The following is a 25,083-nucleotide window of genomic DNA, read 5'->3' as shown; positions in this document are numbered from 1 at the left end:
CGACCGACCAGCGCGTTCCAGCCCCGCGAACGAGGCGTACTAGCACCAGCCACCCGCAGGCGACCGTAGTCAATGTTCCACCCAGAGCAGCCACCAGACGCACTGTCGGCGTCTCAAGCGGCCTGCATGGACCCCAGCTACGCGACCCGCCACCGACACCCACCCGAACGGGCGAGCCTTGCCGGCCACGAGCCACCAGGGCCACGTGCTCCTTAGAAAGGAGGTGATCCAGCCGCACCTTCCGGTACGGCTACCTTGTTACGACTTAGTCCCAATCGCCGGTCCCACCTTCGACCACTCCCCCCACAAGGGTTGGGCCATGGGCTTCGGGTGTTACCAACTTTCGTGACTTGACGGGCGGTGTGTACAAGGCCCGGGAACGTATTCACCGCAGCGTTGCTGATCTGCGATTACTAGCGACTCCGACTTCATGGGGTCGAGTTGCAGACCCCAATCCGAACTGAGACCGGCTTTTTGGGATTCGCTCCACCTTGCGGTATCGCAGCCCTCTGTACCGGCCATTGTAGCATGCGTGAAGCCCAAGACATAAGGGGCATGATGATTTGACGTCATCCCCGCCTTCCTCCGAGTTGACCCCGGCAGTCTCCTATGAGTCCCCGGCATAACCCGCTGGCAACATAGGACGAGGGTTGCGCTCGTTGCGGGACTTAACCCAACATCTCACGACACGAGCTGACGACAACCATGCACCACCTGTGCACCGACCTTACGGGGCACCCATCTCTGAGTGTTTCCGGTGCATGTCAAGCCTTGGTAAGGTTCTTCGCGTTGCATCGAATTAATCCGCATGCTCCGCCGCTTGTGCGGGCCCCCGTCAATTCCTTTGAGTTTTAGCCTTGCGGCCGTACTCCCCAGGCGGGGCACTTAATGCGTTAGCTGCGGCACGGAACTCGTGGAATGAGCCCCACACCTAGTGCCCAACGTTTACGGCATGGACTACCAGGGTATCTAATCCTGTTCGCTCCCCATGCTTTCGCTCCTCAGCGTCAGTTGCGGCCCAGAGACCTGCCTTCGCCATCGGTGTTCCTCCTGATATCTGCGCATTCCACCGCTACACCAGGAATTCCAGTCTCCCCTACCGCACTCTAGTCTGCCCGTACCCGATGCACGCCCCAGGTTGAGCCTGAGGTTTTCACACCAGACGCGACAAACCGCCTACGAGCTCTTTACGCCCAATAATTCCGGACAACGCTTGCGCCCTACGTATTACCGCGGCTGCTGGCACGTAGTTAGCCGGCGCTTCTTCTGCAGGTACCGTCACTTGCGCTTCTTCCCTGCTGAAAGAGGTTTACAACCCGAAGGCCGTCATCCCTCACGCGGCGTCGCTGCATCAGGCTTTCGCCCATTGTGCAATATTCCCCACTGCTGCCTCCCGTAGGAGTCTGGGCCGTGTCTCAGTCCCAGTGTGGCCGGTCGCCCTCTCAGGCCGGCTACCCGTCGACGCCTTGGTAGGCCATTACCCCACCAACAAGCTGATAGGCCGCGAGCCCATCCCCCACCGAAAAACTTTCCAACACCCGCCATGCAGCAGGCGCTCATATCCGGTATTAGACCCCGTTTCCAAGGCTTATCCCGAAGTGGAGGGCAGGTTGCTCACGTGTTACTCACCCGTTCGCCACTGATCCACCCAGCAAGCTGGGCTTCACCGTTCGACTTGCATGTGTTAAGCACGCCGCCAGCGTTCGTCCTGAGCCAGGATCAAACTCTCCGTGAAAGAGAGAAAAACACCACACACCCCAAGGGCGTGCGATGCCAATCGATACTGGCCAGACAGCTAGCAAAAATCTAGATGTCCGATCCAAAGGAACCAATGAAGGTTCAATAAATTTGGCATTGACTATCAAGCACACTGTTGAGTTCTCAAACAACCGACGCACACCATCCGAAGCCCGAACCCTCGTCCGAACCCCGCCCGGGGCAACCCCTCTAACTTAGCGCCCCCGCCATTCCCGCGCAAATCCGCCCCGCTCCGAAGAACGCCACGAAAAAACACACGAAAAACAACAGAAGACACCCCACCCAGAACCAGAGCGCACAAAACACCCCGACCCAGAAGGAAGATGGTTCCCAACCCCGGCCCGGCCACCGGTACCCAACCCTCAGGTTGTCTCCTCGGTGTCCGCCTCGCCCGGCGGGCTGAACTCCGAGAACATTACCCACCGGACCGCCCCACGTCAACGCGCCCCCACGTGGCCTGCACCACTACGGGCCGCGGCGCCCGGGGGCGGCCGCACGCGGGAGGGAGCTGGACGGGTCGGCACGAGGCCCGACACCGCCACCCGTGACCGACGGCCGCGGCGCCCACCGGGGACCCTCCGCCAGCCCGATCGCCCGGTGGGCCCCGGTCCCTCCACGGGCCCGGACGGTCAGCGCTCGAGGGAACGCTTGAAGAAGACCGCCGAGTCGTCGAAGCCGAGTGCCCGGTAGAAGTCGCCGGACCGCCGGCTGGCCAGCGACACGTAGGCGCACCCCTGGCCCGCGGCCCAGTCCTCGGCGTACGCCATGAGGGCTGCCCCGACACCGCTCCGGCGCCGGCCCGCGTCGACCATGACCTCCTCGACCCAGCAGACGGGTCCGTTCGCGAGGAAGGTCAGGTGGGTCGAGGCGAGCAGGTACCCGACGACCCGGCTCGGCTCGTCGTCGTCGACGCCGTCCACCGTGGCGACCGCGACGAGCGTGTCGGGCCGGTCGAGCAGCGCGGCACAGGTCTGCTCGAACACGGTGCGTTCCGGGGAGGACGAGGTCGCGAAGTCGCGTGCCAGCGGCCAGACCTGGCCGACGTGCTCGGGACGGGCGCGGCTCACGACGACCATGCACGTCACCCTAGGCCCGGCCGTCCGGCGCACCGTCAGGCACGGCCGGCACCCCGCGGCGCGGAGCCACCTCGATACGCTCTCCCCGTGCTCGAGCCCGCTCCCCTGGTCGCCGGTGTCCCGTGGACGGGGTGGGCCGTCGTCGTCCTGGTCGCGCTGCTGGTGGGTTTCTCGAAGACGGCGCTGGGTGGGCTGGGGATGGTCGCGGCGGCGCTGACGGCGCTCGTCATCCCGGCGAAGGACTCGACGGGCGCGGTGCTGCTCCTGCTGATCACCGGTGACCTCGTCGCGATCTGGGCGTACCGCAAGCACGCGGACCTCCGGGTGATCGGGCGGCTGCTCGTGCCGGTGCTGTGCGGGGTGGCGCTCGGCGCGGTGTTCCTGGTGCACGTGAGCGACGACGTCATGCGGCGCACGATCGGCGCGATCCTGCTGGCCCTGCTCGTGCTCAACGTGTGGCGGGACCGGCTGCGCACGGACACGCGGGTCGCGACGGTGGGGTACGGCGGGCTGGCGGGGTTCACGACGATGGTGGCGAACGCCGGCGGACCGCCGATGAGCCTCTACCTGCTGGGGTCGCGGTTCGAGAAGTGGCGGTTCCTCGGGACGACGGCGTGGTTCTTCTGCACGGTGAACCTGATCAAGCTGCCGGTGGCGGTGGGCGTGGGGATCGTGCGGCTGGACACGGTGGCGTTGTGGGCGGTGCTGGCGCCGGTGGTGCTGCTGGGCACGTGGGTGGGTCGCCGGGTGATCGGCCACGTGGACCAGCGGCTGTTCGAGCGGCTGGTCACGGTGATGGTCGCCGTCGGGGCGCTGAACCTGCTCCTGCTGTAGCGCGCGGCGTCATCGGACCTTCTCGGCGCGCTTCTGGCGGGCGAACCGGGCGGGCAGGTCGGGGCCGTCCCACACCTGGATGGCGCGCCAGACGGACGCGGCGATGGGGACGGCGAGCACGGCGCCGGTGATCCCGGCGAGCACGGTCCCGGCGGTCAGGGCGACGAGGATGACCAGGGGGTGGAGCTGGAGGGTGCGGCCCATGACGACGGGCTGGAGGAACGTGCCCTCGAGCTGGTTGACGGCGACGACGATGGCGACGACGACGAGCGCCTCGACGGGTCCGACGGCGACGAGCGCGACGAGGGCGGCGAGCGCGCCGGCGAGGGTGGCGCCGACGAGCGGGATGAACGCCAGCAGGAACACCAGCACGGACAGGGGGACGGCGAGGGGCACGCCGACGATGGCGAGGCCGATCCCGATGCCGACGGCGTCGACGATCGCGATGATCGCGGTGCCGCGCACGTAGCCGCCGAGGGTGGCGACGGCGGCGGCTCCGACGCGCTGCCCGCGGGCGTACGCCTTCCCCTCGAAGGGCCGCAGCGCGAACTCCCACATGGCGGGGCCGTCCTTGAGGAAGAAGAACAGGACGACGACCATGATGAAGAAGCCGGTGACGAAGTCGGCGGTCTGGGAGACACCGGCGAGGGCGCCGGAGCCGACGGCGCTGGACTGCAGCAGGCCGGCCGCGGACTCGCGCACGGACGCGATCTGCTCCTCGGAGACGGCGAAGGGCAGGTCCTGCACGTAGGTCTGCAGGGAGTCGAAGCCGTCGAGCGCCTGGGTGCGCAGCTCGTCCCACTGGTCGACGACGGCGCGCACGACGAGCCAGACGACGGCGGCGAGCAGCACGACGAGCGTGAGGAGGGCGATCCAGGTGGCGAGCAGGGACGGCAGGCCACGCCGGCGCATGAGGGACACGAGCGGCGAGATCGCGGCGGAGAGCACGAGCGCGATGAGCACGGGCACCACGACGAGGGTGAGGCGGGTGCCCATGTACGCCAGCACGCCGACGAGGGCGATGACGGCGAGGGTCTGCACGGACCGGGTGCCGACGCGGCCGAACCCGTCGGACCACAGGGCCGAGGCGCCGCGCGGGGGCTGTTCGGTCGCCTCGGGCCGGGGGCGCTCGGCGGTGGCGGGCGCTGCCGCGCGGCGGGCCGGGGGCTTGGTGCGTCGGCCGAAGCGGCCCATCGTCGTCCTCCTTGGTGGTCCCGGCGCACGCCGGTCGCCCTGACGCTAGCGCCGGTCGGGCCGCCGACGCGTGTCACCGCCCGGCATGTCGGGTGTCCCGCCGGGCCCCGCCCGGCTCAGGCGGGCGGTCGGGTGACGGTGAGGGGCTGGCCCTGGACGCGGTGGGTGAGGTCGGCCGCGGCGGCGCGGACGCGGGCGACGACGTCGGTGACGTCGTCGGCGCGGTCGGCGGGGAACGTGACGGCGATGCTGGCGAGCGGCCACCCGGCGTGGTCGCGCACGGCGACGGCGACGGAGGCGAGCCCGGGCGTGATCTCGCCGTCCTCGGTGGCGTAGCCGCGGATGCGGACGTCGGTGAGGAGCCGGGACAGGGCCGGGTACGACGCGACGGACTTCTCGGTGCGCTGCACGAACGCGTTCCTGTCGGGGAACAGGGCGCGCAGCTGGGGGCGCGGCAGGACGGCGAGCATGGCCCGTCCGGAGGCCGTGAGGTGGCTGGGCAGGCGCACCCCGACGTCGGTGACGAGCGAGGGGCGGCGGGGCGCGCGCTCCTCGATGAGGTAGACGACGTCGCGGCCGTGCAGCACCGCGAGATGCCCGCTCTCGCCGAGCCGGTCCACGAGGGCGGCGAGCACCGGGCCCCCGAGCCGGGTCAGCGGTTCCTGGCGGGAGAACCCGGAGCTGATCTCGAACGCCGCGAGGCCGATCCCCCACCGCCGCGCCTCGGGGAAGTGCAGGACGAACCCGAAGTCCTGGAGGACGCCGAGCAGCCGGTAGACGGTGGAGCGCGGCAGGCCGAGGGCGGTGGCGACACCGGCCGCCGACACGGGGCCGCGCTGCACCGCCAGGTGCTGGAGGATCGCGAGGGTCTGCCGGGCGGCGGGGGCGGTCGGGTCGGTCGGCACGGCGTCCTCCTTCGGCGGTGCGGGCACCTGCCCACAATGTCTCACGGGTGAGACAGAACCTCGCCGTCGGGCCTTCGGCACGCCCGTGCCGTGCCGTGTGATGAAGCCATGCTCACCTCTGCACCCCCGCGCGCCACGGTGGTCGTCGGCACGGGACCCGTGACCATCGACGACGTCGTGGCCGTCGCCCGCCTGGACGCCCCCGTCGTCATCGGCGACGACGCCCGCGACGCCGTCCTCGCCAGCCGCGCCACCATCGACGCGCTCGCCACCGACCCGGCGCCGCACTACGGCATCTCGACGGGGTTCGGCGCGCTCGCGACGACGTTCATCACCCCGGACCGCCGGGCCCAGCTCCAGCAGAGCCTCATCCGCTCCCACGCCGCGGGTTCCGGCCCCGAGGTGGAGCGGGAGGTGGTGCGCGCCCTCATGCTGCTGCGGCTGTCGACCCTGCTCACCGGCCGCACGGGCGTGCGCCTGGAGACGGCGCAGGCGTACGCGGCGGTGCTGAACGCGGGCATCACGCCCGTGGTGCGCGAGTACGGCTCGCTCGGCTGCTCGGGCGACCTGGCGCCGTTGTCGCACTGCGCGCTGGCCGTCCTGGGTGAGGGCGAGGTGCGCGACGCCTCCGGCGCCCTCGTGCCCGCGGCGCAGGCGCTCGCCGCGGCCGGGATCGCGCCGGTCGTCCTGGCCGAGAAGGAGGGCCTGGCGCTGGTCAACGGCACCGACGGCATGCTCGGCATGCTGGCCCTCGCGATCCACGACCTGCGCCGCCTGGCGAGCACGGCCGACGTCACCGCGGCGATGAGCGTGGAGGCGCTGCTCGGCACGGACGCGGCGTTCGCGGACGACCTGCAGCGGCTGCGCCCGCACCCCGGCCAGCGCGACGCGGCGTCGAACATGCGGCGGATGCTCGCCGGGTCGGGCGTCATGGCGTCGCACCGGGGCCCGGAGTGCACCCGCGTCCAGGACGCCTACTCGCTGCGGTGCGCGCCGCAGGTGCACGGCGCGGCCCGGGACACGCTCGCGCACGCGGCCACCGTCGCGGACCGGGAGCTGGCGTCCGCCATCGACAACCCCGTGGTGACGCCGGACCTGCGGGTCGAGTCGAACGGCAACTTCCACGGCGCCCCGGTGGCGTACGTGCTGGACTTCCTCGCCGTGGCGGTCGCGGACGTCGCCAGCATGGCCGAGCGTCGCACGGACCGGATGCTCGACCCGGCGCGCAGCCACGGGCTGCCCGCGTTCCTCGCGCACGACGCCGGGGTCGACTCCGGCCTGATGATCGCGCAGTACACGGCCGCGGGCATCGTGTCGGAGCTCAAGCGGCTGGCCGTGCCGGCGTCGGTCGACTCCATCCCGTCGTCGGCGATGCAGGAGGACCACGTGTCCATGGGGTGGGCGGCCGCGCGCAAGCTGCGCCGGTCCGTGGACGGTCTCGCCCGCGTGCTCGCCATCGAGGCGCTGACCGCGGCGCGCGCCCTCGACCTGCGCGCCCCGCTGGAGCCCGCGCCGGGCACCGCCGCCGTCGTCGCACGCCTGCGCGAGCGGGTGGCCGGCCCCGGCCCGGACCGCTTCCTGTCCGCCGAGATCGAGGACGTCGTCCGCGACGTCGCCTCCGGGGCGCTGCTGGTCGCCGCCGAGTCCGCCGTCGACACCCTCGCCTGACCCTTCGCCCTCCTGGAGACCGAGATGACCGAGCACCTGCCGCGTCCCGTCCGCGCCGCCCGCGGCCCCGAGCTCACCGCGAAGAGCTGGGCCACGGAGGCCCCGCTGCGCATGCTGATGAACAACCTCGACCCCGAGGTCGCCGAGCGCCCCGACGACCTCGTCGTCTACGGCGGCACCGGCCGGGCCGCGCGGAGCTGGGAGGCGTTCGACGCGATCGTGCGCACCCTGGAGACGCTGGACGCGGACGAGACGCTGCTCGTGCAGTCCGGCAAGCCCGTCGGGGTGTTCCGCACGCACGAGTGGGCGCCGCGGGTGCTCATCGCGAACTCGAACCTCGTGGGCGACTGGGCGACCTGGCCGGAGTTCCGCCGCCTGGAGCAGGCGGGGCTGACGATGTACGGGCAGATGACGGCCGGGTCGTGGATCTACATCGGCACGCAGGGCATCCTCCAGGGCACGTACGAGACGTTCGCGGCGGTGGCCGACCAGCGGTTCGGCGGGACGCTCGCCGGCACCCTGACGCTCACCGCGGGCGCGGGCGGCATGGGCGGCGCGCAGCCGCTCGCCGTGACGATGAACGAGGGCGTCGTGCTGGTGGTCGACGTCGACCCGGCCCGCCTGGCGCGGCGCGTCGAGCACGGCTACCTCGACGAGACGACGCACGACCTCGACGACGCGCTCGCCCGCGCCCTCGCCGCGAAGGCCGAGCGCCGGCCGCTGTCCGTGGGCCTCGTCGGCAACGCCGCGACCGTGTTCCCCGAGCTCCTGGAGCGGGGCGTCGCCGTCGACGTCGTCACCGACCAGACCTCCGCCCACGACCCGCTGAGCTACCTGCCCGAAGGTGTGCCGCTGGCCGACTGGCACGCACGCGCCGAGGCCGACCCGGAGGCCTTCACGACCGCGGCCCGCGCCTCCATGGCGAAGCACGTCGCCGCGATGGTCGGGTTCCAGGACGCCGGTGCCGTCGTCTTCGACTACGGCAACTCGATCCGGGCCGAGGCGCAGCTCGGCGGCTACGACCGCGCCTTCGACTTCCCCGGGTTCGTGCCCGCGTACATCCGCCCCCTGTTCGCCGAGGGGCTCGGGCCGTTCCGCTGGGTCGCGCTGTCCGGCGACCCCGCCGACATCGCCGCCACCGACCGGGCAATCCTCGACCTGTTCCCCGGGAACGAGAAGCTGAAGCGCTGGATCACCGGCGCCGCCGACAAGGTGCACTTCGAGGGGCTGCCCGCCCGCATCTGCTGGCTCGGCTACCAGGAGCGCCACCTCGCCGGCCTCCGGTTCAACGAGATGGTCGCGTCCGGCGAGCTGTCCGCCCCCGTCGTCATCGGCCGCGACCACCTCGACTCCGGGTCCGTCGCCTCCCCCTACCGCGAGACCGAGGCCATGGCCGACGGATCCGACGCCATCGCCGACTGGCCGCTGCTCAACGCCCTGCTCAACACCGCGTCCGGCGCCACCTGGGTGTCGCTGCACCACGGCGGCGGCGTCGGCATCGGGCGCTCGATCCACGCGGGGCAGGTCGTCGTCGCGGACGGCACCGCGCTCGCTGCCGAGAAGATCGCGCGCGTGCTCGTCAACGACCCCGGCACCGGCGTCATGCGGCACGTCGACGCGGGGTACGAGCGGGCCCGCGAGGTCGCCCGCGAGCGTGGCCTGCGCGTCCCCATGGAGGAGGCGTGACCGACGTCGCGCTGGCGCACGGCCGCCTGGCCGGCCTCGACGAGATCGTGGACGTCGGCCGGGACGCCGGACGCGGCGGCTGGTCCCGGCACGTGTGGGACGCCGCCGAGACGGAGCTGCGCACCTGGTTCGTGGAGCGCGCCGAGCGGCTCGGCCTCGACGTCGAGACCGACCGCAACGGCAACCTGTGGGCCTGGTGGGGAGCCCCCGGCCCGGACGCCGTCGTCGTCGGCAGCCACCTCGACTCCGTGCCCGGCGGCGGCGAGATGGACGGGCCGCTCGGCGTCGTCAGCGCCCTGGACGCCGTCGCGCTGCTCCAGGCCCAGGGCGTGCGCCCGACCCGGCCCTTCGCCGTCGTCGTGTTCGCCGAGGAGGAGGGCTCCCGGTTCGGCATCGCCTGTCTCGGGTCCCGCCTGCTCACCGGGTCCGTGTCCCCCGACCGGGTGCGGGCGCTGCGCGACGCCGACGGCGTCACGTTCGCCGAGGCCGCCGCCGCGCACGGCACCGACCCGCGGCACGTCGGCGCCGACCCGGACCGGCTCGCGCGCATCGGCGTGTTCGTCGAGCTGCACGTCGAGCAGGGGCGGGCGCTCGCCGACCTCGACGGACCGCTCGCCGTCGCGTCCGGCATCCTCGCGCACGGCCGGTGGCGGATCGACTTCACCGGGCAGGGCAACCACGCCGGCGCCACCCGGATGACCGACCGCCGCGACCCCATGGTCGCCGCCGCCCGCGGCATCCTCGCCGTGCGCGACGCCGTCCGCGGCGACGACCGCGCCACCATCGGCCGGATCGAGGCCGTCCCCGGCGGCACCAACGTCATCCCCTCGCGCGTCACCACCTGGCTCGACGCCCGCAGCGACCTCGACGACGACACCCGCGACCTCGTCGCCCGCATCACCGCGAGCGCCACCGAGGCCGCCGCCGCGGAGGGCTGCGACGCGCGCGTCACCGAGGAGTCCTGGAGCGGGCGGGTCGTGTTCGACCCGGCGCTGCGCGACCGGCTCGCCGCCGGGCTCGGCGGCGTGCCCGCGCTGCCCACCGGCGCCGGGCACGACGCCGGGGTGCTCGCCGGCCACGTCCCCACCGCCATGCTGTTCGTCCGCAACCCGTCCGGGGTGTCCCACGCACCGGAGGAGCACGCGGAGCTGGCGGACTGCGTCGAGGGCGTCGTCGCACTGACGACCGTGCTGCGGGGTCTGCTGTGACCGGCGCCGAGGACACCGCGGCGTCCGCGAGCTCCGACGCCCCGGCGGGCCGGAGCATCGGAGCGACCGTCCACAGGGCTGTGCACTGCGCGACGGCGCTGATCGACGGGGTCGCGGTGGCGGGCATACGCCTCACCGTCACCGACGACGGGCGGACCGCCGCCGTCGAACGCGGCGTCGCGCCCCGCCCCGGCGACCTGCGGCTCGGACTCGTGCTGCCCGGCGCGGGGAACGCGCACTCGCACGCGTTCCACCGGGTGCTGCGCGGGCGCACCCACTCCGGCGGCGGGGACTTCTGGCGGTGGCGGAAGCAGATGTACGACGCCGCCGCCGCGCTCGACCCGGACCGGTACCACGACCTCGCCCTCGGCGTGTACGGGGAGATGCTCGCCGCGGGCTGGACCGCCGTCGGCGAGTTCCACTACGTGCACCACCGCCCCGACGGCACCCCCTACGCGCCCCTGCACGCGATGGAGCGGGCGCTCGCGGAGGCGGCGCGCAGCGTGGGGATCCGGCTCACCCTGCTGGACACCTGCTACCTCACCGGCGGCATCGGGCGGCCGCTCGCGCCCGAGCAGCGACGGTTCGGCGACGGCACGGCGGCCGGGTTCCTCCGGCGGTGGACCGCGCTGCGCGCGTCCCTGCCGGGCGACGTCGTCCTCGGTGCCGCGCTGCACTCCGTGCGGGGCGTGCCGCCGGACGCCATCGCCGAGATCGTCCGGGAACTCCCCGACGACGTGCCGCTGCACGTCCACCTGTCCGAGCAGCCGCAGGAGAACACCGACAGCCTCGCCGCGCACGGCCGCACCCCCACCGGCGTCCTCGCCCGTGCCGGGGCGCTGGGCCCGCGGCTGTCCGTCGTGCACGCCACCCACCTCACCGACGACGACGTCCGCGCCCTCGGCGACGCCCGCGTCACCGCCGTGCTGTGCCCCACCACCGAGGCGGACCTCGGCGACGGCATCGGCCCCGCCCGGCGCCTCGCCGACGCCGGGGCACGCATCGCGCTCGGCACCGACCAGCACGCCGTCGTCGACCCGTTCGTCGAGGCCCGCTCCCTGGAAGCCGAGGAACGCCTCGCGTCCGGGCGGCGCGGGCGGTTCGCGCCCACCGAGCTCGTCACCGCGGCCACCACCGCCGGGTACGCGTCGCTCGGCCTCGACGGCGGGATCCGGCCCGGCGCGTGGTGCGACCTCGTCGAGGTCGACGCCGCCTCCGTGCGGACCGTCGGCGCGACCCCCGACCAGGTCGTGCTCGCCGCGACCGCCGCGGACGTGCGGCGCGTCGTCGTCGGCGGGGCCGTGCGCGCCCACGGCGGCACCCTCGCCCCCGCCACCGACGGCCGACCCCGGGCCTGCGACCCCGCACTGCTGCTCGGCCAGGCGCTCACCCGGTTCCCCGACCCCGCGAAGGAGCGACCTTGACCTGGTCGACCCTGCTCACCGACATCGGCGAGCTCACCACCCACCGGGCCGGCGAGGACCGGCTCACCGACGCCGCCGTCGTCGTCGAGGGCGACCGCGTCGCCTGGATCGGCCCCGCCGCCCACGCGCCCGCCACCGACGACGTCGTGCGCCTGCACGGGCGGGCCGTGCTCCCCGGCTGGGTCGACTCCCACACCCACCTCGTGTTCGCCGGGGACCGCACCGCCGAGTTCGAGGCCCGCATGGCCGGGCAGCAGTACGCCGCCGGCGGCATCGCCACCACCGTGCGCGCCACCCGCGCCGCCACCGAGGCCGAGCTCGCCGTCAACCTGCGACGCCTGCGCCACGAAGCGCTGCGGCAGGGCACCACCGTCATCGAGACCAAGACCGGGTACGGGCTCGACGTCGCCACCGAGGAGGCCTCCGCCCGCATCGCCGCCGCACAGGTCGACGTCGTCACGTACCTCGGCGCGCACCTCGTGCCCGACAGGCTCGACCCCCGCGACTACCTCGACCTCGTCACCGGCCCCATGCTGGACGCCGTCCGCCCCTGGGTGCAGTTCATCGACGTGTTCTGCGAGGACGGCGCGTTCGACGTCGACCAGTCCCGCGAGGTCCTCGACGCCGGACGCCGCGCCGGGCTCGGGCTGCGCGTCCACGGCAACCAGCTCGGCCCGTCGGGCGGGGTGGCGCTCGCCGTCGAGGCGGGCGCCGCGTCCGTCGACCACTGCAACGCGCTGTCCCCCGCCGACATCGACGCGCTCGCGTCGTCGTCGACCGTCGCCACCGTGCTGCCCGCCTGCGACCTGTCCACCCGCCAACCCCTCGCCCCCGCCCGCGCCCTCGTCGACGCCGGTGCCACCGTCGCCATCGCGACCAACGCCAACCCCGGCACCAGCCACACCACGTCCATGCCGTTCTGCGTCGCCACCGCCGTCCTCCAGATGGGGCTCACCGTCGCCGAGGCCGTCTGGGCCGCCACCCGCGGCGGAGCCCTCGCGCTCGGGCTCGCCGACCACCCCGACCACGTCGGCATGATCGAGGTCGGAGGGCGGGCCGACCTGCACGTCCTCGACGCGCCGTCGGCCGCGCACCTCGCCTACCGGCCCGGCGTACCCCTCACCGCGGCGGTGTGGCAGGCGGGACGGCAGGTCGTCACGACGCTCTGACCACCGCGCCGATCGCTTCGAGGCTCAGCGCTCGACCTCGACCTCGACGACCCGGTCCGGGGGACCCAGCTCGCCGATCGCCACTCGACTCGTGCCGCTGCCGAGCCCGGCCGGAGCGGACCGGTAGTCGAACGCCTCGCACAACGGCTCCCCCGTGCCCGCGACGACGTAGCGGTGGGCGTACACGGTCCGTCGGTGCACCCACTCCTCGCGCACATACCGGCGCTCGAGCAGCCCCTGCAACCAGTCGCTGCTGACCCGCGCGAGCGACGCCGGGTCGCCCGACGCCCGCAGCTCGATCGCCGTCGGCACGGCCGGCAGCAACATGAGCTGGTTGTGCACCTGGTCGCCCACGACCCGGTCACCGAAGAAGTGCACCCCACCGTGAGGATCGCGAGACCGTCGGAGACGACGTCGATCCACGCCACCAGCGGGAAGTCCCCGACGGGCGGATCGATCCGCAGGTCGGACGGCGGGCACGGCCACCGTGCCGCCTCCGCGGTCAACACGGTCGCGTACTCCCTGTCGCGCAGGTCGTCGAACTCGTCGTCCTCCCACTCCACACCGTCCACGGGCGTCATCCTGCCTCGTCAGCCGCGGATGCCGAGTCGAGGGCGTCCGCATCACGGCCGGACCCGCCCGGCGACGACACACGTGGCACCGTGCCCCGCACCACGACACCCTCGCTCGACGTGGCGGCCATCGCCGCGACCGGCCAGCCCGTCCTCGAGGGCATCCGTCGACGCCTCGTGCTGCACGACGACGGCTGGCACGACATGCACGAGCACGTGCTCCTGCCCCGAGCGCCGGTCAGCGCGCGAGCGCCGTCACGGCGACACCGTCGCCACGACGCGCAGCCGCCACCCCACGGTCGCCGCGACGACCGCGACGGCCAGCCACACCAGGCCGGTCAGGAGGGCCGTGTACGCGCCGACCAGCCGCTCCACCGCCAGCGGGTCGCCGCTCGCCGCGCCGCCGAACATCGTCGAGACGTACCAGCGGTTGCCCCACCGGAACACGTCGGCGACCGCGAGCAGGAGCGCCACCACGGCCACCGGCCGGGCCACACGTCGCACCGGGCTGAGATCCATGCGCCGACCGTAGCGGAGAGCAGGCGCCGAGCATCGCTCAGCCGCGGTCGTGCAGGCGCCGCCGCAGCTGGGTGATGCGGATCGTGCCGATCACCAGCGCGATCACGCCGACGCCGACGCCGGCGATGAGCAGCGCCACGGCCAGCGGGACCGACCCCTGCAACCCCAGGAACGTCACCAGCACGGGCTTGGTGTTCTGGAGCATGAAGACGATGAGGGCCACGAGGACGAGCGCCGCGACGCAGATGCCGACCCAGAGTGCGCCGACCCGGCTCCGCGGGGACCTCACGCTCCCCCGGTTGTCGGGAAGGACCTGGCTGGTGCCGGTCACCGACCGGCGAGGACTGCCGTTGACCGCGGAGGTGAGCCGCGTCGGAGGGGTGGTGGCCATGACGGCCTCCCTTGCGCCTCCGGGTCCGCGCGCCTCGGACGAGGCACCTTCACCCGGATACTCTCGACTCTACGCCTCCCCGGGCGGCCCCGGAGCGGCCCGTCAGCGCCCGAGCTGCGCCGCGAGCGGACAGCCGAACGGGTCCCGGGCGCGGTGCTGCATGTCGTTGAGGTAGCCGATGACGATCCGGTACGACGCGAAGAACCCCACCTCCGTGTACGCGACGTCCAGCTGGGCGCAGTACTCCCGGACCAGCGGCTGCACCCGCCGCAGGTTCGGGCGCGGCATGCTGGGGAACAGGTGGTGCTCCACCTGCCGGTTGAGGCCACCCATGACGAAGTCCACGAGGGCGTTCCCCCGGATGTTGCGCGACATCAGCACCTGGCGGCGCAGGAAGTCGACCTCCGCGTCCGCCGGCACGATCGGCATGCCCTTGTGGTTCGGTGCGAACGCCCCGCCCAGCAGCACCCCGAACAGGCCCAGCTGCACCGCGAGGAACGCGCCCGCCATCGCCGGGGGCAGCAGCACCAGCAGCACCACGACGTTCAGCAGCAGGCGGGTGAGCAGCACCGGGACCTCCACCGCTCGGTGCACCACCGGGCGCCGTCCCAGCGCCTTCCGCACGCTCGCCACGTGCAGGTTCAGCCCCTCCAACGTCAGCAGCGGGACGAAGAACCAGCCCTGGCGGCGCGCGAACCAGGCCCGCCATCCGCGGCGTTCCGCCACCGCCGCCGGCGTGAACGCGACGACCCGCGACGCGATGTCCGGGTCCTGCCCCTCCTGGTTCGGGGCGGCATGGTGCGCGTCGTGCTTCGCCGTCCACCACGCGTGGCTCAGGCCCACGAACCCGTTCGCGAGCACCCGGCCCGTCCAGTCGTTCCACGCCCGCGACCGGAACACCTGCCGGTGCGAGCTGTCGTGCCCCAGGAACGCCAGCTGCGCCAGCACCACCGCCAGCGCCGCCGCGAGCGCCAGCTGCCACCACGAGTCGCCCACCAGCACGACCCCCGCCCACACCAGGCCGAACGCGACCACCGCCCCGATCAGCCGGACCCAGTAGTAGGCGTACCGGCGGCGCAGCAGACCCGACTCCCGCACGATCTTCGCCAGCACCGAGTAGTCGCGGGCCGCACGCCGCGCCGGGCGGGCGGCGGCGGCCACGTCGGACAGGACAGGACGTTCACTCGAGACGGACATGTTCCGTCACCCCCTGGGGCTCGCCCGGCCACCCCGCGTCAGGACCGGAGGTGTGGACCCCCGTCGGCGAGGCGTCGTGCTCGGCCTCGTGTGGGCCGTTGCTTCGAACACCCACACCTCCACCGTACGCCTGTGCGGTCCGGGTGACGGCGGCCGCCCCGCCGCTCCGCCGTGCCCCCGACCCGTCTCGCCGCGGTGGTGGCGTCGCGGGTCGAGGGCCGCGGTGGCGCTGCCGGGCGCTGCCCGGGTCAGGGGTGGTGCTCGCCCTGCACGATGGAGCGGATCGTCTCCAGCGGCAGCTTCGGCTTGCGGTTCTCGTCGACGAGCCCGTTGGCCTCCTGGAGGGTGTCGGTGAGCTGGGTGTAGCAGATGCCGGCGAGGCCCGGGCTGGCGTACAGGGCCTCGAACACGTCCCGGACCCGACGCTCGAAGTCGTCGGCCGAGTCGGCCACGGCGTACCCCCAGGTCTCGATGGGTGATCCCGGGGCCCAGGTGATGCCGCCGAACTCGGTGACCATCACGGGCTTGCCGGCCACGGCGGACGGCTGCAGCGCGACCCGGCGGCCGGCGGGCCCGATCTGCCCGGGCAGGTCGGCCAGCGCCTCGTGCGTGGCGTACCGCGCCTCCAGGGGCTCGCGGCTGGTCGTGTAGTCGTGCACGGTGAGGAGGTCGGACCGGGTGTGCTCCCAGCCGTCGTTCGAGACGACGGGCCGCGTGGGGTCCAGCGCCTTGGTGAGGTGGTAGAGGGCCTGGGTGAAGTGCTGCTGCGCCGCGTCGTGGGCGATGTGCTGCACCCCCCAGCTCTCGTTGACCGGCACCCAGGTCACGACGCTGGGGTGCGACCGGTCCCGCGCGACGACGTCGACCCACTCGCGCAGGGTGCGTTCGACCGCGCGCGGGGTGAAGGCGAAGGGCGCGGCGATCTCGCCCCAGACGAGCAGGCCGAGGCGGTCGGCCCAGTAGAGGAACCGGGGGTCCTCCGCCTTCTGGTGCACGCGTGCGGCGTTGAACCCGAGGTCCTTGATGAGCCGCACCTCGTCCCGCAGCGCCTCGGCGTCGGGGGCGGCGAGGTGCGACTGCGGCCAGTAGCCCTGCTCGAGGACGGCGCGCACGTAGTACGGGCGGTCGTTGAGCAGGAAGCGTCCACCTGCCTCGCCGGTGGAGCGCAGCCCGAGGTAGGACGCGATGTGGTCGACGACGTCGCCGTCGGGGCCCGTCACGGTCACGGTGGCGTCGAGCAGGGTGGGCCGCTCCGGGGACCACAGGAGCTCCTCGTACGCCTGGCCGTTGCCCTGCCGGTGCAGCCCGATCACGGACGACGTCTCGCTGTCGTCGACCGCGAGGCGCTGGCGCGCCAGGACGTCGCCCTGGTGGCTGACCACGATCTCGACCGTGCTGCCGGGCTCGGGGCGCCGGGTCAGTCGCAGGTCGCAGCGCACGGCGGCGGCGGGCACGTCCGTCGTCCAGTCGCAGCGTTCGACGGCGGTGCGCGGCACCACCTCGAGCCAGACGGGCTGCCAGATGCCGGTCGTGCGGTGGTACCAGATGGAGTGGGGCTCGTCGCGCCAGTCCTGCTTGCCCCGGGGCTGGGTGACGTCGCGGGGGTCGTCCTGGGCACGCACGACGAGGGTGAACGTCTCGCGCGCGGCGATCTCGGGCGGCACCTCGAGGGCGAACGGCGTCTGACCGCCGTCGTGGGCCCCGAGCAGCACCCCGTCCGCCCAGACCTGGGCGCTGTGGTCCACCGCGCCGAAACGGACCATCAGCACGTCGCCCTGCGTCCCGCCGCCTGCCGCGACGACGTCGGCCTGCGTGACCTCGCGGCGGTACCAGACGGTGTCGTACGGCCGCGTGTCACCGACCCCGGACGCGGTCGACTCGGGCGGGAACGGCACGCGGATGCGGCCCGGCAGGGCGGCGCCGCGGCGGCGGAGGGCCGCGCCCTCGTCGTCGGCGGGGTCGCCGATGGCGAAGTCCCACTCGCCGCAGAGGTCCTGCCACCGCGGGCGGACGAGCTGGGGTCGGGGGTAGGCGCCGTCGCCGCTGGCGGGGCTCGTCGTCGAGGTTTCACGCATGGGTTGAGGATGGACCATTTCTACAGCGCTGTAAAGCGTGCGCACAGGAATAGTCCTCCACGATCCGCGGGAGGCTCAGCGGGCGGTCGAGGCCCGGACGCTCACGGAGTGCCGCACCACGCGGTGACGCCCGACCCCCTGGGCGCCACCCATCCGCTCGACCAGCAGGTCGAACGCGACCCGGGCCAGCTCGTGCTTGTCCGGCGCGACCGACGTCAGCGCGGGCCAGGTCCACTGGGCCAGCGCCGAGTCGTCCCAGCCGGCGATCGCCACGTCGTCGGGGACCGTCCGGCCCGCCTCGCGCAGCGCCGCCAGCGCGCCGACGGCGAACCGGTCGTCGCGGCAGACGAGCGCGTCGAACGCCGGACCTTCCGCGATCGCGGCCCGCACCGCCGCCGCGGCGTCGCCCGAGGTGAACCCTCCGACGGTGAGCACCCGCCGGGGGTCCAGCGGCAGGCCCGCACGGACCAGCGCCTCCTGGTAGCCGAGCAGCCGGCGACTGTTGGTCACCGTGATGTCGCCCTCGACCATGCCGAGGAACCCGATGCGCGTGCACCCCTGGGCCAGCAGGTGAGCCGTGACGTCCGCCGCGGCCTGCACGTTGTCGATCATGACGTGGTCGGTGGTCACCGGGGCCTCGACCTCGCCGAGCAGCACCAGCGGCAGGTCGCGGTGCAGCCGCGCGATGTCGAGCGTCGCGATGCGCATGGGCTGGAAGATCACGCCGTCGACGAGGCCTGCCTCGCGGTCCCGCAGGACCGCGCGCTCCGCGGCCTCGTCCCCCAGGGTCTGCTCGATGATCACCCGGTAGCCCTGCGTCGCGGCGACCTCGGCCACGTGGCGGGCCAGCTCGCCGAAGTACGGGTGGTCGATCTCCGGCATCGCCAGCGCGATCATGCCGGTCCTCCCGGTGGCCAGGCGGCGCGCGGTGAGGTTCGGGCGGTAGCCGAGCTCGTCGATGGCCGCCTGCACGCGCGCGCGGGTGGCAGGCTGGACGTGGGCGTAGCCGTTGACGACGTTCGAGACGGTCTTCATCGACACGCCGGCGTGCTCGGCGACATCGACCAGCCGCACCCGGCCCTTGCCCGCCATCGCCACCTCCGCGCCCCTGTCCCCCCGGTCGCACTGATCGTAGTGGTCGCGCGGGGGTACGGCACCACTCTCGACAAACGACATTACAGCGCTGTACATTCGCCCCCAGCGCGACCGCGCACCGTTTTCGACGAGGAGGACGACCATGACGACGACGTACCGCACCCGAGGCACGCGCCTCACCGCGGCTGTCGCGGCGCTCGGCGTGCTGGCCCTGGGCGCATGCTCGGGCGGCGACGCCGCACAGCAGCAGCCCGCTGCGTTCAGCGACACCTACGACGGCCCCGCCGTGACCATCGACTACTGGAACGGCTTCACCGGCGGCGACGGCCCCTTCATGCAGGGCCTCGTCGACCAGTTCAACGCCGAGCACGAGAACATCACCGTCAAGTCCAACACCGTGGAGTGGGCGGAGTTCTACCAGAAGCTCCCCGCCGCGGTGACCGCCGGCGAAGGCCCCGACGTCGGCGTCATGCACGTCGAGCAGCTGTCGACCAACGCCGCCCGCAGCGTCATCGACCCGGTGGACCCGCTGCTCGACGGCATCGGCCTGACCGCCGACGACTTCACCCCCGCGATCTGGGACGCCATCGAGTACGACGGTCAGCGCTACGGCGTGCCCCTGGACGTGCACTCGCTGGCGATGTACTACAACACCGAGCACTTCGAGAAAGCCGGCATCACCGAGGCCCCGACCGACGCGGACTCCTTCGCCGACGCGCTCGACAAGCTCCAGGCCGCCGGCTACGAGCACCCCTTCTGGATGCCCGCCCGCTGGCCCGCGCACCTGATGTTCCTGTCCGGGCAGTGGCAGGGCGGCGGCGAGCCCTACGCCACGGACGGCTCCGCCGCCCAGTTCGACTCCGCCGAGGGCGTCGCGTCCCTGGAGTGGATGCGCTCCATCGTCGACGACGGCTACAGCCCCGCCGACGTCGCGCAGGACGCCCAGTACGTCGCCTTCAAGAACGGCGCGACGTCGATCACCTTCGACGGCATCTGGCAGATCAACGACCTCGAGGACTCCGGCCTGCCGTACGCGGCCGCGCCCGTCCCCGCGGTCCTGGGCGAGCAGGCCGTGTGGGCGAGCTCGCACCAGTTCTTCCTCGCGCACCAGAACGACCCGGACGAGGACAAGGTCGCCGCGTCGCAGGTGTTCGTCGCCTGGATGAGCGAGCACTCCGGCGACTGGGCGCAGGCCGGCATGATCCCCGCCCGCGAGTCGGTGCGTTCGTCCGGCGTGCTCGACGGCACCGTGCAGCAGCCGATCGCCGACGCGATCGACACGATGCGGTTCCTGCCGCCGGTCCCCGGCCTGGGCACCATCCAGTCGGAGACGCTCGAGGTCGCGGTGGCCGACGGCGTGCTCGGCACGCGCCCGCCGGAGACCGCCCTCACGGAGGAGAGCGCGCGCGCCACCTCGCTCATGGAAGAGAACCTGGCTCGGTTCGGCGGCTGACGATGTCCGAAGCGGTCACCCACCGGCCGGACGCCCCCGCACGTGCGGGGGCGTCCGGCCCGCCCGCGGGCTCGCGCCGTCGGCGCAGCCCGATCGCCCCCGCACCGGCGACGCCCTGGCTCTTCCTGGCGCCGTTCCTCGTGCTGTTCGGCACGTTCGTGCTGCTCCCCGCCGGCTTCGGCGTCTGGATCTCCCTGCACGACTGGGACTACACGTTCCCCACCCACCCGTTCGTGGGCCTGAGCAACTACCAGGCCCTGTTCGACCCGTCGTCGACCGCGGGCGGACCGTTCTGGGAGTCGATGCGCGCCACCGGGATCTTCACCGTCCTGAGCGTGCCCCTGCTGCTCGTCGTGCCCCTCGGCGTCGCGCTCATGATGAACGCCCGGTTCCCCGGGCGGAACTTCCTGCGCGCCGTCTACTTCGCGCCCTACGTGCTCGGCGTGGCCGTCATCTCGGTGCTCTGGCGCTACCTGCTGGACACCAACATCGGCCTCGTCAACCACTACCTCGGGGTGCTCGGGCTGCCCGACTCCACCGCGTGGCTCACGTCGCAGCCCGCCGCCTGGGCGTCGCTCGTCGGCGTGACCGTCTGGTGGACCCTCGGGTTCAACGCCGTCATCTACCTCGCGGCGCTCCAGGACATCTCGGCCGAGCTGTACGAGGCCGCCAAGATGGACGGCGCCGGCGCCTGGCAGCGGTTCCGCCACGTGACCCTGCCCGGGCTGCGGCCCGTGCTGATGTTCGTCACGGTCAACACGATCATCATGTCGGCGAACATGTTCGGGCAGTCCTACCTGATGACGGACGGCGGGCCCGGCCGGAGCACCCGCACCGCCATCATGCGCATCGCCGAGACCGGGCTCAGCTCGTTCCAGATGGGCAGCGCGGCCGCCATGAGCTACCTGCTGACCGTCGTCCTCATGGCGCTCAGCGCGCTCGTGTTCTGGCTCTTCCGCGACCGTGACGCCGTCCGTCCCCGCAAGAAGGTGCGTTCATGACCTCCCTCCAGGACACCGCAGCACCCCCGGTCGGCACGTCGAGGACCGACCCGTCGTTGCGGCCCGCACGCCGACGCTCGCTGCGCTACCTCGTGCTCTACCTGCTCGCGCTCGGCTTCGTCAGCCCGCTCGTGTACATGCTCGCCACGTCGTTCAAGACGCGCACCGAGGCCGCCAGCACGGTGCCGTCGTGGATCCCCGACCCGTTCACCACGCAGGCCTACCAGTACCTGTTCAGCGCCCCGGACACCCCCGTGCTGACGTGGTTCGCCAACTCGATGCTGGCCGCCACCGCGACGGCGGCGCTCGTCGTGGCGACCGCCTCCCTGGCGGCCTACCCCCTGGCGCGGATGGAGTTCCGCGGCAAGCGGGTCGTGTTCGCCCTCGTCATCGCGATGCTCATGGTGCCGGGCGTCATCCTCGTGATCCCGAACTACCTCATCGTGTCCGAGCTCGGCTGGCTGAACACGCTGACCGCGATCATCGTGCCCTCGGCCGCGAGCGCCTTCGGCGTGTTCTTCATGCGGCAGTTCTTCATGAACCTGCCCGTCGAGCTCGAGGAGGCGGCGCTGCTGGACGGCGCCAACCGCTTCCAGGTGTTCGTCCAGGTCGTCGTCCCGCTGGCACGACCCGCGATGGCCACCCTGGCGCTGCTGGCCTTCCTCACCAACTGGAACGACTTCCTGTGGCCGGTGTACGTCCTGTTCAGCCCGGAGACCCGTACCCTCCCCGCGGGCCTGGCGACCCTCCAGGGCGCCAACCAGGTGCGCTACGACGTGCTCATGGCCGGAGCGGTCATCGCGTCGGTGCCCGTGATGCTGCTGTTCTCGTTCCTGCAGCGGTTCATCATCGAGGGCGTGTCCAGGTCGGGCCTCAAGGGATGACGGTCGGCCGACCGGCGGCGCTCGTCGCCGCCGTCCTGCTCGTCGCCGCGTGCGGCGCGCCGGACGGTGGCGGCGACGCCGCCCCCTCCCCCGACGTGCCGCGTCCGCAGCCGGTCATCGACCGGGACTTCCCCGACCCCGACGTCGTGGCGACGGACGACGGGTACGTCGCGTTCGCGACCAACGACCACACGTCGAACGTGCAGGTCGCGACCTCCCCGGACCTGCGCACGTGGGAGCACCGCGGCGACGCGCTGCCGGACCTCCCGCCCTGGATCATCCCCGGCCTGACGTGGGCACCCGAGGTCGCCGCGACCGACGACGGGTACCGGCTGTACTTCACCGCCCGCGACCGCGACACCGGACTGCAGTGCATCGGTGTCGCGGCCGCCGCGGGCCCGCTCGACACCTTCGAGGTGGTCGGCGGCGAGATGCTCGTCTGCCCCGTCGACCAGGGCGGCGCGATCGACGCCGACGTCTTCCGCGACGGCGAGCAGACGTACCTCGTGTGGAAGAACGACGGGAACTGCTGCGGCCACGACACCTGGATCCAGGCCGCACCGCTCGCCGACGACGGCCTGTCCCTCGACGGGGAGCCCTTCCGGCTGTTCAAGCAGGACCTGCCCTGGGAGGGCGACCTCGTCGAGGCGCCGACCCTCCTCGAGCGCGACGGCACCTACCACGCGCTGTACTCGGCGAGCTTCTACGGCGACGACACCTACGCCGTCGGGCACGCCACCGCACCCGCCCTGACGGGCCCGTGGACCAAGGATCCCGAGCCGCTGCTGTCCACCGGGAGCACCGGCGGCCTCTACCGGGGCCCCGGCGGGCAGGACGTCGTCGGGACGCCGGACGGCGACGTCCTCGTCTTCCACGCCTGGGACGGCGCGTACATCGCCCGCGAGACCTACACCCTCCCCCTGGACTGGACGGCCGCCGGACCTCAGGTCCGGCGGCCCGCCGGCACGGTGCCGCCCGGCCCGTGACGACCTCGCAAGGACCGCGGCGGCCCACCCGGGGACCGCCGATGCTGCAAAGGAGCACGCATGTCCCGTCCGACGCCCCGCAGAGCCCTCGCCGCGGCCCTGAGCTGTCTGCTCGCGGCCACGGTCGGCCTGGTGGCCGCCGCCCCCGCGTCCGCCCAGGGCGCCTCACCCCACCCGCCGAGTCCCGTCGTCGACGAGGACTTCCCCGACCCTGACGTCCTGCTCGTCGACGGCGTGTACCACGCGTACGCGACCAACAACGTCGCGCAGAAGGTGCAGCACCGCACCTCGCGCAACCTCAAGGAGTGGAAGGCCGAGCCCGACGCCGCACCCGGCATCGGCGAGGCGCCCGGCGACTGGGTGGGACCCTGCCGCACCCTGCCCGACGGCTCGGTCGACTACTGCGTGTGGGCGCCCGAGGTGTCCGCCGTCGAGGGCGGCTTCGCGCTCTACTACACCGCCCGCGACGCCGCGTCGGGCCGGCAGTGCATCGGCCTCGCGACGTCGACGAGCCCCGACGGGCCGTTCGTCGACACCCGCGGCGAGCCCCTGGTCTGCCCCGTCGAGCTGGGCGGCGCCATCGACGCCGCCACCGTCCGCGACGGCGACCAGCTCCACCTGCTGTGGAAGACCGACGGGAACTGCTGCTCCCTGCCCGCCATCCTCTACGCCCAGCCGCTCTCGGCCGACGGCACCACCCTCACCGGCCCGCCCGTCGAGCTGATGCGCAACGACCTGCCCTGGCAGGGCGCCGTCGTCGAGGCGCCCGCCATGGTGGAGCACGACGGTCGGTTCTACCTGTACTTCGCGGCCAACGACTACTACGGCGGCAGGTACCGCACGGGGTGGGCCGTGGCCGACAGCGTCACCGGACCCTTCGACGTCGCCGAGGCGGAGCTGCTCACCAGCGAGGACTTCGCGGGCGAGGTCGTCGGACCGGGCGGTCTCGACGCCTTCGACGACCGCCACGGCCGCCCCACCGTCATGTTCCACGGCTGGGACGACACCTTCACCTACCGGGGCGTGTACACCGCCGCGCTGAGCTACGGGCCGGACGGCACGCCCGTCGTGCGGGGCGCGGCCGCCCGGTACGAGGCCGAGGACGGCGTCGTGTCCCACGCGTCGGTCGTGACCGACCGGACGGCGTCCGCCCTCGCCAAGGTCGGTGGGCTCGACCACGCCGACTCCAGCATCGAGGTCACCGTCGAGGCCGACCGCGGCGGACCTCACACCCTCGGCATCCGGTTCGCGAACGGTTCGCTCGACCAGACCGGTCGACCCGCCACCGCACGGCACGCGATCACCGTCAACGGCGCCGACGCCGGCACCGCCGAGTACTGGCACACCCGGTGGGGCAACTGGCAGGTGCTCGAGGTCCCCGTGCAGCTGAAGCGCGGCACCAACACCATCACCCTGACCCGCGAGAGCCTCTTCGCGGAGATCGACGCCCTCTACCTGTCGGCCGGCAGGACGGACCGGCCCACCCCCGTGCACCCCGAGGACCTCGTCGACGCCACCCGCTACGAGGCGGAGGACGGCGACATCGTCCGGGCCCGCACCCGGGCCGACGCCTCCGCCTCCGGCGGGCAGGTCGTCGGCGGCCTCGACTTCGCCGACAGCTCGCTGTCCGTGCAGGTCTGGTCCGAGGACGGCGGGCGGTCGGTGCTCGGCATCCGGTTCGCCAACGGCTCCGAGCGTGGCGGCTACCCGCTGCAGGCCCGGCACGCCGTGAGCGTTGACGGCGACGCCCAGGGGACCGTCGTCTACCCGCACACCCGTTGGGGCAACTGGAACGTCGTCGAGCACGAGGTGCACCTCGAGCCCGGCTGGAACACCGTGACCCTGACCCGCGTGGCCTGGTACGCCGAGATCGACGCCATCGACGTCCGGTGAACCCGCGGCCGGGTCCCGCCCCGACGGGCGGGCCCGGCCGCCGGGCCGGCGTCACTCTGCGGCGATCGGCTCTATCGCCCTGCCCCCGCCCCGGC

The 25,083-nt window shown here is 72.8% G+C and carries 20 protein-coding genes and 1 rRNA gene; 11 read left to right on the top strand and 10 right to left on the bottom strand.

Annotation, left to right across the window (positions count from 1 at the left end; translation table 11 throughout):
* Positions 1-216: 216 nt before the first annotated feature.
* Both ATJ88_RS00715 and ATJ88_RS00710 read right to left on the bottom strand, forming a co-directional pair.
* A 16S ribosomal RNA gene (locus tag ATJ88_RS00715) occupies positions 217-1,735 on the bottom strand.
* A 652-nt stretch (positions 1,736-2,387) separates the two neighbouring features.
* Positions 2,388-2,834 carry a GNAT family N-acetyltransferase gene (locus ATJ88_RS00710; protein WP_098462005.1) on the bottom strand — a complete coding sequence of 149 codons (447 nt, stop codon included), beginning with the start codon at positions 2,832-2,834 and terminating at the stop codon, positions 2,388-2,390.
* Positions 2,835-2,921: 87 nt separating this feature from the next.
* Here ATJ88_RS00710 and ATJ88_RS00705 point away from each other — a divergent pair, with 87 nt between their 5' ends.
* Positions 2,922-3,668 (top strand): sulfite exporter TauE/SafE family protein, encoded by a 747-nt coding sequence (locus ATJ88_RS00705; RefSeq protein WP_245852031.1) that lies wholly within the window; start codon positions 2,922-2,924, stop codon positions 3,666-3,668.
* A gap of 9 nt (positions 3,669-3,677) precedes the next feature.
* Here ATJ88_RS00705 and ATJ88_RS00700 read toward each other — a convergent pair whose 3' ends face one another.
* Complete coding sequence (locus ATJ88_RS00700) at positions 3,678-4,862, bottom strand: AI-2E family transporter (protein ID WP_098462004.1); 1,185 nt, start codon at positions 4,860-4,862, stop codon at positions 3,678-3,680.
* Between the two features lie 116 nt (positions 4,863-4,978).
* A complete protein-coding gene (locus ATJ88_RS00695; RefSeq protein WP_098465026.1) occupies positions 4,979-5,767 on the bottom strand; it encodes an IclR family transcriptional regulator in 789 nt (262 codons plus the stop codon).
* A 108-nt stretch (positions 5,768-5,875) separates the two neighbouring features.
* On the opposite strand from ATJ88_RS00695, the gene hutH reads away from it, so the two are divergent.
* From hutH to hutI, 5 genes are all read left to right on the top strand, one after another.
* Complete coding sequence (gene hutH / locus ATJ88_RS00690) at positions 5,876-7,435, top strand: histidine ammonia-lyase (RefSeq protein ID WP_098462003.1); 1,560 nt, start codon at positions 5,876-5,878, stop codon at positions 7,433-7,435.
* A 24-nt stretch (positions 7,436-7,459) separates the two neighbouring features.
* A complete protein-coding gene (gene hutU, locus ATJ88_RS00685) occupies positions 7,460-9,121 on the top strand; it encodes a urocanate hydratase (RefSeq protein ID WP_098462002.1) in 1,662 nt (553 codons plus the stop codon).
* On the top strand, positions 9,118-10,329 hold the full coding sequence (locus ATJ88_RS00680) for an allantoate amidohydrolase (protein ID WP_245852030.1): 1,212 nt from the start codon (positions 9,118-9,120) through the stop codon (positions 10,327-10,329). Before hutU ends, ATJ88_RS00680 begins: the two co-directional genes overlap by 4 nt.
* A 116-nt stretch (positions 10,330-10,445) precedes the next feature.
* Positions 10,446-11,753 carry a formimidoylglutamate deiminase gene (locus tag ATJ88_RS00675; RefSeq protein WP_245852029.1) on the top strand — a complete coding sequence of 436 codons (1,308 nt, stop codon included), beginning with the start codon at positions 10,446-10,448 and terminating at the stop codon, positions 11,751-11,753.
* On the top strand, positions 11,750-12,922 hold the full coding sequence (gene hutI, locus ATJ88_RS00670; RefSeq protein ID WP_098462001.1) for an imidazolonepropionase: 1,173 nt from the start codon (positions 11,750-11,752) through the stop codon (positions 12,920-12,922). Before ATJ88_RS00675 ends, hutI begins: the two co-directional genes overlap by 4 nt.
* 24 nt (positions 12,923-12,946) lie before the next feature.
* Here the strand turns inward: hutI and ATJ88_RS00665 are convergent, their stop codons facing one another.
* The 6 genes from ATJ88_RS00665 to ATJ88_RS00640 form a co-directional block, all read right to left on the bottom strand.
* Positions 12,947-13,300 carry a hypothetical protein gene (locus tag ATJ88_RS00665; RefSeq protein WP_098461999.1) on the bottom strand — a complete coding sequence of 118 codons (354 nt, stop codon included), beginning with the start codon at positions 13,298-13,300 and terminating at the stop codon, positions 12,947-12,949.
* Between the two features lie 449 nt (positions 13,301-13,749).
* A complete protein-coding gene (locus ATJ88_RS00660) occupies positions 13,750-14,013 on the bottom strand; it encodes a hypothetical protein (RefSeq protein WP_141538580.1) in 264 nt (87 codons plus the stop codon).
* Positions 14,014-14,050: 37 nt separating this feature from the next.
* Positions 14,051-14,404, bottom strand: a complete 354-nt coding sequence (locus ATJ88_RS00655) for a LapA family protein (protein ID WP_098461996.1) — start codon at positions 14,402-14,404, stop codon at positions 14,051-14,053.
* Between the two features lie 102 nt (positions 14,405-14,506).
* The gene (locus tag ATJ88_RS00650) at positions 14,507-15,601 is read right to left on the bottom strand and encodes a fatty acid desaturase family protein (protein ID WP_098461994.1); all 1,095 of its coding nucleotides are present in this window, start codon (positions 15,599-15,601) and stop codon (positions 14,507-14,509) included.
* Positions 15,602-15,849: 248 nt separating this feature from the next.
* Complete coding sequence (locus ATJ88_RS00645; RefSeq protein WP_098461993.1) at positions 15,850-17,676, bottom strand: glycoside hydrolase family 2 protein; 1,827 nt, start codon at positions 17,674-17,676, stop codon at positions 15,850-15,852.
* Between the two features lie 75 nt (positions 17,677-17,751).
* The gene (locus ATJ88_RS00640) at positions 17,752-18,768 is read right to left on the bottom strand and encodes a LacI family DNA-binding transcriptional regulator (protein ID WP_098461991.1); all 1,017 of its coding nucleotides are present in this window, start codon (positions 18,766-18,768) and stop codon (positions 17,752-17,754) included.
* 145 nt (positions 18,769-18,913) lie between these two features.
* On the opposite strand from ATJ88_RS00640, the gene ATJ88_RS00635 reads away from it, so the two are divergent.
* The 5 genes from ATJ88_RS00635 to ATJ88_RS00615 are packed head-to-tail and all read left to right on the top strand — an operon-like array spanning position 18,914 to position 24,988.
* Complete coding sequence (locus ATJ88_RS00635) at positions 18,914-20,224, top strand: ABC transporter substrate-binding protein (protein WP_098461990.1); 1,311 nt, start codon at positions 18,914-18,916, stop codon at positions 20,222-20,224.
* Between the two features lie 2 nt (positions 20,225-20,226).
* Positions 20,227-21,225: a carbohydrate ABC transporter permease gene (locus ATJ88_RS00630; protein WP_098461988.1), complete on the top strand. Its 999-nt coding sequence runs from the start codon at positions 20,227-20,229 to the stop codon at positions 21,223-21,225.
* Positions 21,222-22,109, top strand: coding sequence for a carbohydrate ABC transporter permease (locus ATJ88_RS00625; RefSeq protein WP_098461986.1), 888 nt, complete (start codon positions 21,222-21,224; stop codon positions 22,107-22,109). Before ATJ88_RS00630 ends, ATJ88_RS00625 begins: the two co-directional genes overlap by 4 nt.
* Positions 22,106-23,095 (top strand): glycoside hydrolase family 43 protein, encoded by a 990-nt coding sequence (locus ATJ88_RS00620; protein WP_098461985.1) that lies wholly within the window; start codon positions 22,106-22,108, stop codon positions 23,093-23,095. The genes ATJ88_RS00625 and ATJ88_RS00620 overlap by 4 nt, the downstream gene beginning before the upstream one ends.
* Before the next feature lie 60 nt (positions 23,096-23,155).
* Positions 23,156-24,988, top strand: a complete 1,833-nt coding sequence (locus ATJ88_RS00615; protein ID WP_098461983.1) for a family 43 glycosylhydrolase — start codon at positions 23,156-23,158, stop codon at positions 24,986-24,988.
* Positions 24,989-25,083 lie beyond the last annotated feature (95 nt).

This window comes from Isoptericola jiangsuensis, assembly GCF_002563715.1.
Classification (GTDB): Bacteria; Actinomycetota; Actinomycetes; order Actinomycetales; family Cellulomonadaceae; genus Isoptericola; species Isoptericola jiangsuensis.
Note: the sequence above shows the minus strand (reverse complement) of the source record. Positions and strands in the feature narration are given on the sequence as shown.

Excerpts from the sequence above, each read along its gene's own strand:
- ATJ88_RS00710 (WP_098462005.1), bottom strand. The coding sequence starts at position 2,834 with ATGGTCGTCGTGAGCCGCGCCCGTCCCGAGCACGTCGGCCAGGTCTGG.
- ATJ88_RS00700 (WP_098462004.1), bottom strand. The coding sequence starts at position 4,862 with ATGGGCCGCTTCGGCCGACGCACCAAGCCCCCGGCCCGCCGCGCGGCA.
- hutH (WP_098462003.1), top strand. The coding sequence starts at position 5,876 with ATGCTCACCTCTGCACCCCCGCGCGCCACGGTGGTCGTCGGCACGGGA.
- hutU (WP_098462002.1), top strand. The coding sequence starts at position 7,460 with ATGACCGAGCACCTGCCGCGTCCCGTCCGCGCCGCCCGCGGCCCCGAG.
- ATJ88_RS00660 (WP_141538580.1), bottom strand. The coding sequence starts at position 14,013 with ATGGATCTCAGCCCGGTGCGACGTGTGGCCCGGCCGGTGGCCGTGGTG.
- ATJ88_RS00655 (WP_098461996.1), bottom strand. The coding sequence starts at position 14,404 with ATGGCCACCACCCCTCCGACGCGGCTCACCTCCGCGGTCAACGGCAGT.
- ATJ88_RS00650 (WP_098461994.1), bottom strand. The coding sequence starts at position 15,601 with ATGTCCGTCTCGAGTGAACGTCCTGTCCTGTCCGACGTGGCCGCCGCC.
- ATJ88_RS00645 (WP_098461993.1), bottom strand. The coding sequence starts at position 17,676 with ATGCGTGAAACCTCGACGACGAGCCCCGCCAGCGGCGACGGCGCCTAC.
- ATJ88_RS00640 (WP_098461991.1), bottom strand. The coding sequence starts at position 18,768 with ATGGCGGGCAAGGGCCGGGTGCGGCTGGTCGATGTCGCCGAGCACGCC.
- ATJ88_RS00635 (WP_098461990.1), top strand. The coding sequence starts at position 18,914 with ATGACGACGACGTACCGCACCCGAGGCACGCGCCTCACCGCGGCTGTC.
- ATJ88_RS00630 (WP_098461988.1), top strand. The coding sequence starts at position 20,227 with ATGTCCGAAGCGGTCACCCACCGGCCGGACGCCCCCGCACGTGCGGGG.
- ATJ88_RS00625 (WP_098461986.1), top strand. The coding sequence starts at position 21,222 with ATGACCTCCCTCCAGGACACCGCAGCACCCCCGGTCGGCACGTCGAGG.
- ATJ88_RS00620 (WP_098461985.1), top strand. The coding sequence starts at position 22,106 with ATGACGGTCGGCCGACCGGCGGCGCTCGTCGCCGCCGTCCTGCTCGTC.
- ATJ88_RS00615 (WP_098461983.1), top strand. The coding sequence starts at position 23,156 with ATGTCCCGTCCGACGCCCCGCAGAGCCCTCGCCGCGGCCCTGAGCTGT.